Genomic DNA, 15,547 nt, shown 5'->3' with positions numbered 1-15,547 from the left:
TTGACTTATAATCAAAAAAACAAATCGTACATTCTTTGCATTCTGACTCTTTTTCGTTACAATTAGTCCATGATTGAATGACAATTGGAGGAATGACTTGTGAAATTGATTTCTTGGAACGTCAATGGCTTGCGTGCCGTGATGAAAAAGAATTTTATGGATGTTTTTAATGATTTGGATGCTGACTTTTTTTGCTTGCAAGAAACTAAATTACAAGCTGGCCAGATCGAAATGGACTTGCCGGGCTATTATGAATATTGGAACTATGCGGAGAAAAAAGGCTACTCAGGTACCGCTATTTTTACCAAACATGAACCTATCAGTGTCGCTTATGGCCTTGGCGTTGAAGCGCACGATCATGAAGGCCGCGTCATCACTTTAGAATATCCCGAATATTATGTGATCACTTGCTACACACCTAATTCGCAAAATGAACTAAAACGTTTAGATTATCGCATGACTTGGGAAGAGGCCTTTTTGACCTATTTAAACCGGTTAAAAGAACAAAAACCAGTTATTTTCTGTGGTGACTTGAATGTCGCTCATGAAAATATCGACTTGAAGAATTGGAAGACCAATCAAAAAAATGCTGGTTTTACTCCACAAGAACGCGAAAAATTCAGTACCTTATTAGCAAACGGATATACCGATACATTCCGTCATTTTTATCCCGACCAAGAAGGAATCTATTCATGGTGGAGCTACCGTTTCAATGCCCGTAAAAATAATGCCGGCTGGCGGATCGACTATTTCGTCGTTTCCGATTATCTGAAAAAACGGCTGCAAGCTGCTAAAATCCATACTGAGATTTTGGGCAGTGATCACTGTCCAGTCGAATTAGATATTGATCTTTAAAATTTTTGAATCTTTTTAGCACAAGACTTTCACCGTTGAATAAATTGTGTTAAAACAAGGTGAAGAGATGAAACGATTGAATTTTATCGCAATGGACTTTGAAACAGCGAACTATCAGGCTCATAGTGCCTGCTCATTGGCGCTTGTAATGGTAAAAAATAGTCAAATCGTTGGCGAATATTATTCGATGATCAAGCCGGAAACAGAATTTTTCTGGAAAAACATCCAGATTCATGGGATTCATCCAGAAGATGTTGCAAACGCGCCAAAATTTCCTAAAGTCTGGCAAGAGATTCAACACTATTATCAAGATAATCGTTTGATCGTCGCCCACAACGCAGGCTTTGATACGAAAGTCTTAGCCGGCTGTCTAGATTATTACCAAATTGCTCAGCCATCTTATCTGTCTCTTTGTACGGTCCGAACAAGTCGGCGTTTGTTTCCTGAAATGCCGAATCATCGTCTGAACACCGTCTGCCAAGAGCTGAAGATCCCTTTAGAACATCACCATGACGCTTTAGAAGATAGTCGTGCCTGTGCAAAGATCTTACTTTATCAAGAAGATCATTTTGGCGTCGATCCTTTAAAAAAATTAGTTTTGCCCATGTAGGAAAAAAACCACGCAGTTGTTAAATTTTTAGCGAGTAAACTAATTTCCGCAGATCATCTAGTACGATAATTAAAACAGTGAAGTTGTGGCAAAATTTTTGTCACAACCTTTTTTCCGATTAAACAGTGTTTCAGTAGCTTCTTCAGAAATAAGCCGCATTTTACAAAAATTTGAGAAGCAATTTTCGAAAACCCCTTCTTGTTTTTTCAAGCGGTCCACTTCTCTCACGACTATTTTTTAATTGATCAATTTGCTCATTAACAGGACATCGAGAAATTCTCCCTGATTGTCTTTAGCTCCGCGGATCATCGTAGCCTCGGTCACAAAACCAAATTTTTGATACAAATGGATCGCTCGTTCGTTTCTTTTTTGAACGGTTAATTCTAACCGCCGCAAAGGAGAGTCGTTTTTACTCCAATCGATCACTTCCGCTAATAACGTAGTTCCTAACCCAATTCCCCAAAAATCTTTCAGCACGCTTATTCCAATTTCTCCAATGTGGGAAACAATAAATTCCGGTGCAGCTTTGACTGAAGTCATCCCAACGATTTCTTCATTTGCCAAAGCTAATAAAAGAAGATTGTTTTCACTTTCATATAAATCAGCTAATTGCAGACCCAGCAGTTCTTCTGTTAATCCTAGACCTGCTTCATCCATGATCAAAAAATCGGTCTCTTCAGCGATTTTGCGGCTAACTTGTAATAAAGCGGCCGCGTCAGTCGGGATTGCTTCTCTTAATGTGATTTCGATTGCGCTCATGTTTCCCACGCCTTCATGATTCGTGTTTGGAATCGTTGAGCTTGTTCCCCGTGGGCAAACAATTCGATCTGACGCAAATTCTCATCTTGCTCGTCTTTGGAAATAAGTAATTCCAAATAATCTTCCGGCAAGTATTCGCCTAATTGTTGCCCCCACTCGATGACGGAAAGACCGTCTCCTTCAAAATAATCATCCAATCCTAAATCGTCTGCGCCTGCTTCGATCCGGTAAACATCCATGTGATAAAGCGGCAACCGGCCTTGTTGATATTCCCGAATGATCGTATATGTCGGACTTTTGATCATCTGATCGATCCCTAATCCGCGAGCGATTCCTTTAGTCAAAGTCGTTTTCCCTGCTCCAAGATCCCCCGTTAAAACTAAATTATCACTCGGTTCTGCCGCGCTTCCGATAATTTTGCCTAATTCTTCTGTTGCTGTTGTATTTACTAAGGTTATCATGCTATTTCCCCTCTTTTCTATTACCAATTTAGTATACCGATTTAGCCTAAGAGAGCAAAGCAAAAGATTTTTGTGCTTGTTTTTCTGTCATTTTTAACAAATAGCTGACAGAAGCTCTAAAAATTGATTACAAAAAAAGCAAGAATTCGCGAACTCCCGAATTCCTGCTTTTTGATTTAACTGTAAACAATGATTGATTAGTTCATCAATGATTGAGCAGCTGTAATGATTGAAAGTTTGTAGACATCTTCTTCGTTAGAACCCCGAGAAAGATCAGAAATTGGTTTGTTCAACCCTTGCAAGATTGGTCCAATTGCTTCAAATCCGCCAAAACGTTGCGCGATCTTATAGCCGATATTTCCTGATTGTAATTCTGGGAAAACAAAGACAGTCGCTTGTCCAGCTACTTTTGATTCAGGTGCTTTTAATTGTGCCACACCTGGAATGTAAGCAGCATCGAATTGCAATTCACCGTCAATCAAATAATCTGGTGCCAATTCTTGTGCGATCTTAGTTGCTTCTGCCACTTTTTCAACTTCAGGAGCTTTAGCAGATCCTTTAGTTGAGAAACTCATCATTGCAACTTTTGGTTCAATGTCGAACAATTCTGCTGTTTTAGCTGATTCAACAGCGATTTCTGCTAACTCTTGCGCATTTGGGTTAACGTTGATCGCACAATCAGAGAACAAATATTTCTCTTGATCGCGGCCGCGAACCATTAAGAAAGCACCGCTTGTCCGGCTGACACCTGGTTTTGTTTTGATGATTTGTAACGCAGGACGAACTGTGTCGCCAGTTGAATGAATGGCACCAGAAACCATTCCTTCGGTAATTCCCATATAAGTCAACATTGTACCAAAGTAATTTTCATCTTTAAGCATTTTTTCAGCGTCTTCTTTGCTGACTTTTCCTTTGCGGCGTTCAACAAAGGCTGCAACCATTTCATCCCAACGATCAAAATGATCAGGATCGATGATCGTAAAGTTTTCTAAAGCGATTCCACGAGCGCTCGCAGCTTTTTCGATTTCTGCTAAATTACCGATCAAAACCGGGTCAATCAATTCTTCTGATTTCAAACGAGAAGCCGCTCCCAAAATACGTGCGTCTGTTGCTTCAGGAAATGCCACTTTGATGTTGCGACGAATAATCTTAAATTTCAAACTATCAAATAGATCCACGATAAAACCCTCCAGATATTTATTTCCTATTAATCATACAACACTTCAACTGAAAAGAAAAGGACAGAATAAAATACCTGTACTACTAATTAAAATCTAGTAAATATGATTTAAGTACACTTTCACAAACTGTCTCTATAACAGAAAACGTTGTCATATCACACTGTTTCAGGTAATTGCCAATCGATCGGTGACTCGCCCCACTCTAGTAAAAGTTGATTCGTTTTTGAAAAAGGTTTTGACCCGAAAAAGCCGCGATGAGCTGATAACGGTGACGGATGGACCGACTTGATAATTGCGTGTTTGCTAGTGTCGATCATCTTGCTTTTTTCTTGCGCCGATTTTCCCCATAAAATAAAAACGATTGGTTTTTCTCTTGCATTCAACCGTTCGATGATCGCATCAGTCAATTGTTCCCAACCTTTGCCGCGATGTGAATAAGCCTGGCCTTCTCGCACAGTCAATACCGTATTCAGCAGCAATACTCCTTGTTTGGCCCAGCTGACAAGATTGCCATGTTGAACTGGTTCAATCTCTAAATCACTTTGCATTTCTTGATAGATGTTGCGCAATGAAGGCGGGATCTTGACTCCCGGCTGGACTGAAAAAGATAACCCATGCGCTTGAGCGCTGCCATGATAAGGATCTTGTCCAAGGATCACGACTTTGACTTTGTCATAAGGCGTTAATTCTAATGCTTCAAAAATATGATACATGTCCGGATGGATCTGTTGTGTACGGTATTCTTCTTTCAAAAATTCTCGCAATTTCAAATAATAAGGCGCGTGGAACTGATCGGCTAAAACTTGCTGCCATTCATTATGGATGATTTCTTTCATACGCTCTACTCCTAATCTTTAACTATTGCTTGCATAAAATCCTGCCGTTGATTGCTGAAAATCATTCCCTTCCTAACTAATTCTTTTTTAAGAATCAGTCAGACCTGCTTTCCAGCTCTGAGATTATGGTACACTATCGATGTATGATAGGAAAGCTAGGTGAATAATTTTGATAAAACTCATTGCCTCTGATATGGACGGTACACTGTTGAACAATCAAATGCAAGTTCCGACAGCAAATGTCGCGGCCATTCAGAAAGCTCAAGCACAAGGAATCGAATTTATTGCAGCGACTGGACGTGGAATGAGTCATGCAAGAATTTCATTGGACGAATCCGACATCCGTGTCCCGATGATCTTATTAAATGGTGCCCACGTTGTAAATGCTGACCGAGAAACCATCTTTACCATTCCGATCGGAAAACAACGCACACTAGATGTAATGGATACACTTGAAGAAGCGGGACTATATTATGAAATTTTTACCGCCGAACAAGTCTATTCATCCAATCAGCCCATGCGAATCGATTTTGTCGCTGAACATCTTTTAAGTAAAATTCCAGGAATGTCAAAAAAACGAGCGATCGCCGCATCGTCTCAACATTTATCTTTAACACCCATCACTTTTGTTGAAGATATTCGGCAAACATTATTTGCCAGCGATGAAGATGTTTTAAAGATCATCGCTTTTGATAAAAATGGACCAGCGCAACTGAAAGGAATCACTGGCGAATTAGAAAAAATAGGCGATCTTGCTATTGCCGCATCCGAATCAACCAATATTGAAATCAATCATGTCAATGCGCAAAAAGGAATTGCTTTAAAACAATTCGCTGAAGAGCGCGGATTTACCGCCAGCCAAGTCATGGCTCTAGGCGATAACTTTAACGATGTCAGCATGCTGACTTATGCAGGTACAAGTTTTGCAATGGGAAATGCGGCTGCGGCTGTCAAAAAAATCGCTAAGAACATAACTGATACCAATGAAGAAAATGGTGTAGCAACGGCAATCGCTCGAATCCTTTCTGAATAATCAAAATCAAAAGGTGTGACTAGCATGACCGAGTTCTTTATTCAAGAAAAACAATTAAGTTCTACGACACGAACGATCGTCAAAGACAACAACGGTGTGCCTTTGTATTTAATGGTAGGTCACTGGGGGCGTAAAGGAAACGTCCTCTCGCTCTATGCAATGGACGGTCAAATCGTCGCCTATATCAAACAAGCCAGCGTCATTTTTGGCCGCAAGTTTGAGATCTATTATGAACACACAAAAGTTGGTGTGCTCCATAAAATTTTCCATTGGCCGGGGGATTTTTATTACATCCAGCAGCTCCACTGGGCCGTCTATGGCGATATTTACAATCATAAATACAAGATCAACCAATTTAATCAGCCGATCATGACGATGGACAAGGCAACTTTATTGACAGGCGACTACTATGTCTTGAATGTCACCGATCCGACAGATGCACCAGTCTGTATCTGTGTTGCAGCAATCATGGATTATTGGCTTTATAATCGCAACAAACATTCCAATCCAGAGACGACTTTAAAAGTGACTTTTTCTCAAAATTAAAGAACTGTGCCACAGTGGCGCAGTTCTTTTTTGCCATTTTCATAAAAAATATACTTAGCGTCTCATAAAAAATTCTCACTCCTAGCGATTAAAACCTTTCACTTTTCGTTGCATATGGTCATAGACATGTCCGCTGATCATTATTTCTCCAGCATCTTCAAACCCTTCACGCAAATACAGGCGTTTAGCATTCGGATTGGCTTTATCGACATTCAGTCCAATGACTTTTTCTCCTTCATGGGTGGCTAAACGATCAGCCGCAGTCAATAATTTCGCTCCGATCCCTTGTCCGCGGAATTTTTCATCCACTGCGATCGAATCTAAATACCACTCATTAGGAAATACTTCCGAGTCGATAAACATTTGGCTGTCTCCTGCTCCATGTGACCGCAAATAATTTTCTAAAGGCCGATCGATGATCGCTTCTTTGTTTGCTGGATAACCAAATACCGCACCGGCGATAGTTCCGTTGATTTCTTCCACTAGACCGCGAGCATAGCCAAACCGATACGTCGGGTCTTTAAAACAGGCCGCAAGAGCTGCCAAAGTCTTTTCCTCACCGAACTTAGCTAAAAAATCCAGCTCCATATCTTTTAAAATAACTAGTATTAGCTTAGAAACTGCTGCACCATCTTCTTTTTTTGCAAATCGAATCATTTTAAAACCTCTCTTTTAATAACATTTAACACTACTATTTTAGTGTACCATGCATGCAGAATTTGTGAAAGTGAGGATGTTTTGTGTTCAATAAAAAGTCTGCTATGATATTTGAGAAATGATTTCTGCTGTTGAACTACAGCATTCAGCTATAGGAGGAAAATAATGAAAAAGATCATAAAAATTTTTTTGGGGATTGTTCTGGCACTGATCGTAGTCTTTGGCGGCTACTTGATTTATTTATTTGCCAGCTATGACCGCTTGCCGGATGCGATTGCTTTGAAACCTGTGAACCGGCAGACACAAACGCTAGAAACAAATAAAACTTATCGAGCGATGAGTCATAATGTTGGTTATGGCGCTTACCCGCCAAGTTACAGCTTCTTTATGGATGGAGGCGATTATTCGCGCGCGTATGATAAAAAGACGGTTGAAGAAAATATGCAAGGAATCGTTCAAACGACCAAAGAACTAGCACCGACTTTTGCCTTTTATCAGGAAGTCGATCAAGACGGCGATCGTTCTCAACATGTTGACCAAGTTGCTTTTTTAAGCGAGCATTTAGCCGACTACAATCATCTCTATGGACAAAATTACGATTCAGCTTACTTATTCTACCCGTTTACGGATCCTATCGGTAAGGCAAAATCAGGCTTGGTCACATTGACCCAAGCTGAGATTACCAGCAGCAAACGCTATTCGTTGCCGATCGAAACGAATTTCAATAAATTTTTTGATTTGGATCGCGCCTTTACTGTCAGCCGTATGCCAGTCAAAGGCGGTCATGAGTTCATTGCTATCAATACTCATTTATCTGCTTTCACTAAAGACCGTTCAATTCAAGCAGCCCAACTAGAAAAGATTTTTAAAGTGATGGAAAATGAATACAAAAGCGGCAACTATGTCCTAGTCGCTGGCGATTACAATCATGATGTTTTAGGCAATAGCCCAGAAGTTTTCAATACGAGTAAAAAACGGGAGACTTGGACACATCCTTTCCCTAAAGATCAATTACCAGCCGGTTTTCAACTTCCTACCGGCAAACTGGCGGATGAGAAAATCCCTTCTGCTCGTGCATTGGATAAACCTTACAAAGAAGGCGAATCATATACCACACTCATCGACGGTTTCCTTGTCTCGGATAATATCGCAGTCGACAACGTCCATGTCAAAGATATGCAGTTCAAATATTCTGATCATAATCCTGTGTATCTAGATTTTAGTTTAAAATAACTTTGACTGAGGCTCACAGATTTACAAACTAGCAAGGAGGTCAACAATGAGGGTTGAAGAAATTGTTACAGATAAAAAAAGATTGCTCGACTTATTGCTTTTAGCAGATGAACAAGAAGACATGATTGATCGTTACCTTGATCAAGGTCAGCTCTTTGCCTTGTATGATTCGAATTTAAAATGTGCGGCAGTAGTCCTGAAACTCAATGATCAAGAATGTGAATTAAAAAATATCGCGACGCTGCCGAGTGCTCAAAGACAAGGGTATGGCACAGCAATGATTCGTTTTCTAGTTACTGAATTTTTAGGCCACTATCAAACGATGTATGTCGGTACAGGCGATATTCCTGAGACACTAACTTTTTATCAAAAATGCGGGTTTCGTAAATCTCACCGTGTGAAAAATTTTTTCACTGATAATTACCGTGAACCGATCATTGATCACGGCGTTCACCTAGTCGATATGGTCTATTTGCGCATCGACAAATAAAACAAACAGACCGTTTTTCTAAAGGAACATGCCTGCAGAAAAACGGTCTGTTTATTTTTACTTCTTTTTCTATATCTGATAAAAAAACGAATCAGCCTAACCGAATCTTTTCGATAATCGCTTCTGCTGTCGCTAAATTCATCCGTTCTGCTTTTCGCAACTGGCGGGCTACTTGCGAGATTTCTCTGGTAGTCGCGCCAGCTGTGATCGCTAGCGAACGGATTTGCATCGCCATGTGTCCTTTTTGAATGCCGTCAGTCACCAATGCTTTGACCGCTGCTAGATTTTGTGCTAATCCAACAGCCACGATCATCTCTCCAAGTTCTGCGGCAGTTGAAACTTCTAATAATTTCAAACTCAATTGCGCTTTTGGCAAAACTTTGGTCGCGCCGCCGACGATCCCAACTTTCATCGGCACAATTAATTTGCCGATCAACCGATCTGCTTGGATCGACCAGTCTGTCAAACCTTCGTAGCGCCCATTTCGTGCAGCATACGCATGGCAAGCCGCAGCAACTGCCCGCGTATCATTGCCGGTCGCTAATACGACCGCATCGATTCCATTCATGATTCCCTTATTGTTAGTCGCGGCCCGATAAGGATCCAACTTGCTAAATTCACTGGCTGCCGCAATTTTTTGCGCGATCTCAGGCGTTATTTGGTCTAAAGGCAGTTCACAACGGGCTTCGATCAACGATTCTGTCGCATAATTGCTCAAAATACTAAACAAGATCTCCGCATCAGGAATCAATTGTCTTACTTCTTGAGCCACAGCTTCCAACATCGTATTCAAAATATTGGCGCCCATCGCATCTTTTGTATCGACCACCAGATCGATAGAAAGATAACCGGCTTCAAAGGTCCGCAGATTGATCAAACGCAACCCGCCGCCGCGTTGATAAATCGAAGGATAACTTTTTTTTGCTGCCGCAAAAAAGAGCGGCTCATTTTCTTTAAGAATCTTTTTAAGCTTTTCGAATTCTGTAACATTTTGTAAAACAATTTGACCAATCATTTCTTGATTGATCACGCGGGTTGTGATCCCGCCAGCTTTAGCAATGATCTTGCCTGCATTACTGGCAGCAGCGATCACAGATGGTTCTTCCGTTGCCATCGGAATCATTTTTTCTTTTCCGTTAATGACAAAATTTTGTGCAAGGCCTAATGGAACCGCACATTCGCTGATTTGGTTTTCAATCAAGTTATTTGCGATTTTTTCCGGTAACCCCGTTTGACTGGCTAACTGAGCCGCTTCTTTAGCGGATAATTTCTTTTCTTTGACTAACTTTGTCAGCCGTTCCGCTTGGGTCATTTGATAGAATTTTTTTTGAGCAGTCTCATGATCTGCTGCTTTCGTTATCATTAATGCTAAGCCTAGACCCCCACCGATACACAGACTTGCTATGCCGCGTTGTTTCTCTTCTTGAATCAATTCAGAAATCAAAGTCGCCACGATTCGAGTACCGCTTGCGCCGATCGGATGACCTAAAGAGATTGCACCACCATAGACATTTAATTTCTGATCTGGGATCTTCAATTCATTTTGGACCGCAACTGACGCAGAAGCAAAGGCTTCATTAATTTGAAAAATATCGATCTCATCAATTGTTCGATTAACTTTTTGTAATAATTTATTGATTGCTGAAACAGGTGCCACTCCCATAATACTTGGATCGATCCCTACTTCGCTATAATCATTGATGACTGCTAAATAAGCCAGATCCTGTTCAACGGCATAAGATTTTGCCGCCAAAACGATCGCTGAGGCGCCATCATTTAACGTTGACGCATTCGCCGCTGTCACTACCCCATTTTCCTTGAATGCTGGTTTTAGTGAGCTGATTTTTTCTAACGTTGAATCGAAACGGATTCCTTCATCTTCTCGCATAGTACTTCCATCTGGAAGCGCCACGGGAACGATCTCTGAGTCGAATTTTCCGTCTGTGCTGGCTTTTGCGGCTTTCATTTGTGATTCATAAGCATATTGATCTTGTGCTTCACGCGTGATCTGGTATTCTTCCGCAACTTTTTCAGCGGTCAAGCCCATATGTTCTCCGCTAAAAGCATCCGTCAACCCGTCATAGATCATACTTGATTTTGGTTCTTGCCATTCTTGTGTAACATAATCAAAACTGGTAACTTTTGGCGCTTGCGACATATTCTCTGTCCCGCCGGCAAGTACGACTTGCGCTTCACCTAGTAAAATCTGCTGCATCGCGAAAATGATTGCTTTCATGCCGGACCCGCAGACTTCATTGATCGTAGTGGCAGGGACAGTATAAGGAATCCCGGCTTTTACAGCTGATTGCCGTGCCACATTTTGACCATTTCCTGCCTGTAAGACATTTCCCAGAAATACTTGTTCAACTTGTTCTGGCGCAAGCTCTGCACGTTTGACCGCTTCTTTGACTGCGATCGCACCGAGCTCGACGGCTGAGATGGGCGCTAATTTCCCCTTATATCTGCCAATTGGTGTTCGTACAGCACTTAAAATAACTACTTCTTCCAAGGATGCACCTCCAATAATTTCATTGAAAATCAGAGGTAAGTATAGCATAGATAGTTTTATAATTTCTTAAGATTCAAACTCGACTAATTACCGCCTTTCTATGATATATTTACTTCTGGAAGAAATAGCTATCCACTTTGCCTCGCTGGAATCTTTTGAATAGATTTAACTAGCAGTCAGCTTTTGAAAAGCAGACTAGCTATACAAAATCAGATTTTATTAATTGGGTGATCCAGCATGTTGGCAAAGTATTCATGATAGAACAAGATTTTGCTTTTTATAAAAATGAACTCCATAATCGGCACAAGGAGGAGCAATATGACGATAGGAATTGATAAAATAAGTTTCCACGTTCCAGATTATTATCTTGATATGACTGACTTGGCAAATGCTCGTGAAACAGATCCAGCTAAATTTCACATTGGGCTTGGCCAAGATCAAATGGCACTTATTCCTAAAACACAAGACATTATTACCTTAGGAGCAAGTGCAGCAGCAAAAATTCTTACAGCTGACGATAAAAAAATGATTGATATGGTGATCGTTGGTACAGAATCCAGCACTGATTTCTCAAAATCAGCCGCAGTAACTATTCACAAATTACTTGATATTCAGCCTTTCGCTCGTTCATTCGAAATCAAACATGCTTGTTACGGCGGTACAGCGGCACTGCAGCAAGCGCGTGATTATGTTGCGGCACATCCAGATCGGAAAGTGTTAGTGATTGCTACTGATATCGCTAAATATGGGCTGCATTCTGGCGGAGAGCCCACTCAAGGATGCGGAGCCGTTGCCATGTTAGTAGCTAAAAACCCGCATTTATTAGCATTTAACAATGACAGTGTCTTCTATTCTGAAGACGTTTATGATTTCTGGCGGCCGGCAGGACATGACTATCCGTTAGTTGATGGTCATCTGTCGAACCAAATCTATATCGACTCATTTACACGGATTTGGGAACAAAATAAAAAAGTCAATCAAACAGCTAGTTCTGACTATGCTGCCTTGACTTTTCACTTGCCTTATACAAAAATGGGTCGTAAAGCTTTGCGGGCGATCTTTCCAGAAATGTCTGAAACAGAACAGCAGCGCTTGGAAGCTCGTTACGAAGAAGCGATTATTTATAGCCGCCAAGTGGGCAATCTTTACACCGGCTCGCTGTATCTCGGCTTAGCTTCGCTACTAGACAATAGCAAGTTGGCCGCTGGCGAACGAATCGGACTGTTCAGCTACGGTTCGGGTGCTGTCAGCGAATTTTTCTCAATGACTTTGATGGACGACTACCAACAGTACTTGTCGATTGAAGAAAATCAGTCACTGCTTTCAAAACGGAAACGTTTATCCATCGCCGAATACGAAGAAATGTTTGCTGAAAAATTACCGACCGACGGAAAAACCTATACATTTTCTGATCCGACAAAATTTGCGATTAATAAAATCAGCGACAATATTCGTTATTACAACAAATAAAAGTATAAGTAAGAATACAATAATTAAAGGCTCTGACCTAGGTCAGAGCCTTTTTAGACAAAAAAAAACAATCCAGCGGGTCTAATGGCTAAGTGTTTTTCTTCATTCCAGATTTCTGGAATATTCACACCTTTTTTCTCGGTCTTAAACGTCTTTGTGGTTGAATTCGTTTAAGCCTCACCATTAAGTGGAGAAATGGTTCTACTGTCTACATTTCTCTTCCCCGCTAGACTTGAGTAACACTGTAAGGAAACTTCAAATCCCTACTTCCTTCCTGCCATTTCGGCATTCACTTGAAATGAACAATCACTCGCTCATTTCCGTTGTATTTTCTACAACTTAGGGACCTATCCCTTACACTTATAGTTATATCATACTTCCTGATTTTTTGCAACCGTTTACATTTTATTTAAGGAATCTTTTTCATGCTATAATTCTAAAGGTAAGACAGTTATTCTTTTTTGGAAAAATTATTATTGAGCTTGGAGGAATCAGCATTCATGAATATTTTATATATATCGATTTCAGGAAATACACAGGCATTCGTCAAACGATTGATTGCTTACGCCGAAGAACAACATCAGCTAGCGGCAGAAAATCCTTTGATTACCGCAAAAGAAATTTCGGAAAATAGTCCTTTTGCGGTTGAAACAACCCCATTTTTTACTTTTGTCCCTACCTATCTTGAAGGCGGCAATGGCGTGGATAACGGGGATACTGAAATATTGACCGAAGTCATGCGCGACTATTTAGAGTACGAAAATAATTACCAAAAATGTTTAGGTGTCGTAGGCAGCGGCAATAAAAACTTCAACTACCAGTATTGTTTAACAGCCAAACAATATAGTCAGGCATTTGGTTTTCCGTTTTTAGCCGATTATGAATTAAGAGGAACTCCGGCTGATATGCAGCGCGTGTACCAAATATTAAAAAACAGCCTACCGAATTAATCGTTTACTAATTATTCTATTGACATTTTCTCACATTAGGGGCATCCTTTTTTAGATAGGTACTTCTTAAAAAGAAAGGCGTGTAGTAATTGAAAAAAGTTGCGATTATTGGTGTCGGTCATGTCGGTAGTACGACTGCCTACACTCTGATTTCAAAAAATATAGTCGACGAATTGGTTCTTTTTGATTCAAAAGAAAATATTCTTGAGGCTGAATTAAATGATTTGATGGATGGACAGATGGAACAAAGCCATCAAGTTCGATTGATTGCCCCAGATTTAGCTGAACTTGCGGATACTGATGTGATTATTTTTTCTGCCGGTGATATTACTATTTTTGAAGGCAATTCTGATCGTTTCGCTGAGCTGAATCTGACTAAAGCGATCGTGGAAGAGTGGGCACCAAAAATTAAAAATTCCGGCTTCAAAGGTATTTTATTGAATATCACGAATCCATGCGACGTAATTACTCAATACTTGCAAGAATTAACTGGATTTCCTCGGGAACGGGTCTTAGGCACTGGAACTTCGCTAGATACTGGCCGAATGAAACACGCAGTCAGCAAAGATCTAAATATCCATCCTGCTTCAATTGACGGCTATGTGATTGGAGAACATGGCGAAACTCAGTTTGTTGCCTGGTCTAGTGTAACGATCAATGGTGTTCCCATCATTGACACACTGGATGCTGAGAAACTGGCTTCCTTGGAACAGACAGCTCGTAACGGCGGCTGGATTACTTTTAGAGGAAAAGGCTATACCTCTTATGGAATCGCTGTTCAAGCAGCTAGAATTGTCGCTGCGCTCTTAGCTGACGATTCGCTGATCGTTCCTGTCAGTCACTATCACCCTGCAGACAATTGCTACGTCGGCTCACCTGCTAAAATTTCTCGTCAAGGACTCGTAGAAAGTTTGCCGCTAGCCCTTTCTGATACCGAACAAGCAAACTGGCAACAGACAATCAAAAAGATTCATTTAATGCATGAAGCAATTTAAAAAAGACCGGACGCAATGTCCGGTCTTTTCATTTCTTTAAATTGATATACCTTTTGACTAATCAAATCTGATCAATTTTGCATTAGGCGTTCGATAGTTAAAAACTGCTTCGTTTTCTAACGGCTCAAAATAATTTTTGATTGCTCGAACAACCGAGTTATGACAAACTAGTAAATATGTATTCTCAGCATCTTGTTCTAACTCTTTCAACAGCGGGACGATCCGAGCATAGACATCCATCAAAGATTCTCCATTAGGATAACGAACCGCAAATTGGGTGCGCAATGTTAAATAGCTTTCCTGCTCATCACTAGTTCCGTCATATTCTCCGTAATCTAATTCAATCAAACGTTCATCCATTCTCAGCGGCAAATAATTTTTCTCTGCTACAAGACGAGCGGTCTCTCTTGCGCGCTCTAATGGTGAATGGATGATTTTTGTGATAGGTACAGCCAATTCAGCAACCTCTTCTGCTAACAAAGTAGCTTGCTGATAGCCTACTTCCGATAACGCAATGTCGCTTCTTCCTGAAATAATTCCTTTTTTGTTCCATTCAGTTTCCCCATGTCGTGCTACATAAAGCAAATCAAACAATCCTCTCTAACTTAAAAAATTAAAAAGATATCACAATAATCAACTGCTCAATCTTTAAACAGACTTCATTATAATCAACCGATAATTACCAAAATTATTCTTTAGTATTCTTGCGATTTAGAGTAATAAAATAGTTAACTGTCATTCGTGCTATCTTCAATTAGTTTCTATGGATAGTTATTATTCTCTGATTAAAAAATTAAAACAATTCGATGTATCAGTTTAAAATCAAATCATATACCCTATCCAATAAAACAAAAAAAGCTATTCACTAGAGTGAACAGCTCAACTGCGTGGCGACGTCCTAATCTCACAAGGGGCAACCCCTCACTACAATCGGCGCTAAGAAGCTTAACTTCTGTGTTCGA

At 40.4% G+C, this 15,547-nt stretch carries 16 protein-coding genes and 1 rRNA gene; 9 read left to right on the top strand and 8 right to left on the bottom strand.

Annotated elements, in window-relative coordinates; genetic code table 11:
• Positions 1-99: 99 nt before the first annotated feature.
• Complete coding sequence (locus FFM63_RS04170) at positions 100-855, top strand: exodeoxyribonuclease III (protein WP_137609075.1); 756 nt, start codon at positions 100-102, stop codon at positions 853-855.
• Between the two features lie 76 nt (positions 856-931).
• A complete protein-coding gene (locus tag FFM63_RS04165; RefSeq protein WP_137609238.1) occupies positions 932-1,465 on the top strand; it encodes a 3'-5' exonuclease in 534 nt (177 codons plus the stop codon).
• Between the two features lie 237 nt (positions 1,466-1,702).
• Here FFM63_RS04165 and FFM63_RS04160 read toward each other — a convergent pair whose 3' ends face one another.
• From FFM63_RS04160 to FFM63_RS04145, 4 genes are all read right to left on the bottom strand, one after another.
• Positions 1,703-2,224, bottom strand: coding sequence for a GNAT family N-acetyltransferase (locus FFM63_RS04160; RefSeq protein ID WP_137609074.1), 522 nt, complete (start codon positions 2,222-2,224; stop codon positions 1,703-1,705).
• Positions 2,221-2,685, bottom strand: a complete 465-nt coding sequence (tsaE, locus tag FFM63_RS04155; protein ID WP_137609073.1) for a tRNA (adenosine(37)-N6)-threonylcarbamoyltransferase complex ATPase subunit type 1 TsaE — start codon at positions 2,683-2,685, stop codon at positions 2,221-2,223. Before tsaE ends, FFM63_RS04160 begins: the two co-directional genes overlap by 4 nt.
• A 197-nt stretch (positions 2,686-2,882) precedes the next feature.
• Complete coding sequence (gene pta, locus FFM63_RS04150) at positions 2,883-3,863, bottom strand: phosphate acetyltransferase (protein WP_137609072.1); 981 nt, start codon at positions 3,861-3,863, stop codon at positions 2,883-2,885.
• Positions 3,864-4,021: 158 nt separating this feature from the next.
• A complete protein-coding gene (locus FFM63_RS04145) occupies positions 4,022-4,702 on the bottom strand; it encodes a uracil-DNA glycosylase (protein WP_137609071.1) in 681 nt (226 codons plus the stop codon).
• A gap of 169 nt (positions 4,703-4,871) precedes the next feature.
• Between FFM63_RS04145 and FFM63_RS04140 the strand changes: the two genes are divergently transcribed.
• Positions 4,872-5,735 (top strand): Cof-type HAD-IIB family hydrolase, encoded by an 864-nt coding sequence (locus tag FFM63_RS04140; protein ID WP_137609070.1) that lies wholly within the window; start codon positions 4,872-4,874, stop codon positions 5,733-5,735.
• 24 nt (positions 5,736-5,759) lie between these two features.
• Complete coding sequence (locus FFM63_RS04135; RefSeq protein ID WP_137609069.1) at positions 5,760-6,281, top strand: LURP-one-related/scramblase family protein; 522 nt, start codon at positions 5,760-5,762, stop codon at positions 6,279-6,281.
• Positions 6,282-6,362: 81 nt separating this feature from the next.
• Here the strand turns inward: FFM63_RS04135 and FFM63_RS04130 are convergent, their stop codons facing one another.
• Positions 6,363-6,938 carry a GNAT family N-acetyltransferase gene (locus tag FFM63_RS04130; RefSeq protein WP_137609068.1) on the bottom strand — a complete coding sequence of 192 codons (576 nt, stop codon included), beginning with the start codon at positions 6,936-6,938 and terminating at the stop codon, positions 6,363-6,365.
• 165 nt (positions 6,939-7,103) lie between these two features.
• Here FFM63_RS04130 and FFM63_RS04125 point away from each other — a divergent pair, with 165 nt between their 5' ends.
• Positions 7,104-8,171 (top strand): hydrolase, encoded by a 1,068-nt coding sequence (locus FFM63_RS04125; RefSeq protein WP_137609067.1) that lies wholly within the window; start codon positions 7,104-7,106, stop codon positions 8,169-8,171.
• Positions 8,172-8,217: 46 nt separating this feature from the next.
• Positions 8,218-8,661 (top strand): GNAT family N-acetyltransferase, encoded by a 444-nt coding sequence (locus FFM63_RS04120; protein ID WP_137609066.1) that lies wholly within the window; start codon positions 8,218-8,220, stop codon positions 8,659-8,661.
• Positions 8,662-8,752: 91 nt separating this feature from the next.
• On the opposite strand, the gene FFM63_RS04115 is transcribed toward FFM63_RS04120, so the two are convergent.
• Complete coding sequence (locus FFM63_RS04115; protein ID WP_137609065.1) at positions 8,753-11,170, bottom strand: hydroxymethylglutaryl-CoA reductase, degradative; 2,418 nt, start codon at positions 11,168-11,170, stop codon at positions 8,753-8,755.
• 318 nt (positions 11,171-11,488) lie between these two features.
• On the opposite strand from FFM63_RS04115, the gene FFM63_RS04110 reads away from it, so the two are divergent.
• The 3 genes from FFM63_RS04110 (at position 11,489) to FFM63_RS04100 (ending at position 14,585) form a co-directional block, all read left to right on the top strand.
• Positions 11,489-12,640 carry a hydroxymethylglutaryl-CoA synthase gene (locus FFM63_RS04110; protein ID WP_137609064.1) on the top strand — a complete coding sequence of 384 codons (1,152 nt, stop codon included), beginning with the start codon at positions 11,489-11,491 and terminating at the stop codon, positions 12,638-12,640.
• Between the two features lie 500 nt (positions 12,641-13,140).
• Positions 13,141-13,590 carry a class Ib ribonucleoside-diphosphate reductase assembly flavoprotein NrdI gene (gene nrdI, locus FFM63_RS04105; RefSeq protein WP_137609063.1) on the top strand — a complete coding sequence of 150 codons (450 nt, stop codon included), beginning with the start codon at positions 13,141-13,143 and terminating at the stop codon, positions 13,588-13,590.
• An 89-nt stretch (positions 13,591-13,679) separates the two neighbouring features.
• Positions 13,680-14,585, top strand: coding sequence for a lactate/malate family dehydrogenase (locus FFM63_RS04100; protein WP_137609062.1), 906 nt, complete (start codon positions 13,680-13,682; stop codon positions 14,583-14,585).
• 57 nt (positions 14,586-14,642) lie between these two features.
• Here FFM63_RS04100 and FFM63_RS04095 read toward each other — a convergent pair whose 3' ends face one another.
• Positions 14,643-15,170 (bottom strand): histidine phosphatase family protein, encoded by a 528-nt coding sequence (locus FFM63_RS04095; RefSeq protein WP_137609061.1) that lies wholly within the window; start codon positions 15,168-15,170, stop codon positions 14,643-14,645.
• Positions 15,171-15,470: 300 nt separating this feature from the next.
• A 5S ribosomal RNA gene (gene rrf, locus FFM63_RS09945) occupies positions 15,471-15,547 on the bottom strand; the annotation flags it as partial.

Source organism: Enterococcus pingfangensis, from assembly GCF_005405205.1.
Taxonomy (GTDB): domain Bacteria; phylum Bacillota; class Bacilli; order Lactobacillales; family Enterococcaceae; genus Enterococcus_A; species Enterococcus_A pingfangensis.
This window is presented reverse-complemented; position numbering and strand designations above follow the sequence as displayed.

Bases quoted from the DNA above. Each gene is read 5' to 3' on its own strand.
- FFM63_RS04110 (WP_137609064.1), top strand. From the start codon at position 11,489: ATGACGATAGGAATTGATAAAATAAGTTTCCACGTTCCAGATTATTAT.
- FFM63_RS04125 (WP_137609067.1), top strand. From the start codon at position 7,104: ATGAAAAAGATCATAAAAATTTTTTTGGGGATTGTTCTGGCACTGATC.
- FFM63_RS04120 (WP_137609066.1), top strand. From the start codon at position 8,218: ATGAGGGTTGAAGAAATTGTTACAGATAAAAAAAGATTGCTCGACTTA.
- FFM63_RS04135 (WP_137609069.1), top strand. From the start codon at position 5,760: ATGACCGAGTTCTTTATTCAAGAAAAACAATTAAGTTCTACGACACGA.
- nrdI (WP_137609063.1), top strand. From the start codon at position 13,141: ATGAATATTTTATATATATCGATTTCAGGAAATACACAGGCATTCGTC.
- tsaE (WP_137609073.1), bottom strand. From the start codon at position 2,685: ATGATAACCTTAGTAAATACAACAGCAACAGAAGAATTAGGCAAAATT.
- FFM63_RS04130 (WP_137609068.1), bottom strand. From the start codon at position 6,938: ATGATTCGATTTGCAAAAAAAGAAGATGGTGCAGCAGTTTCTAAGCTA.
- FFM63_RS04160 (WP_137609074.1), bottom strand. From the start codon at position 2,224: ATGAGCGCAATCGAAATCACATTAAGAGAAGCAATCCCGACTGACGCG.
- FFM63_RS04145 (WP_137609071.1), bottom strand. From the start codon at position 4,702: ATGAAAGAAATCATCCATAATGAATGGCAGCAAGTTTTAGCCGATCAG.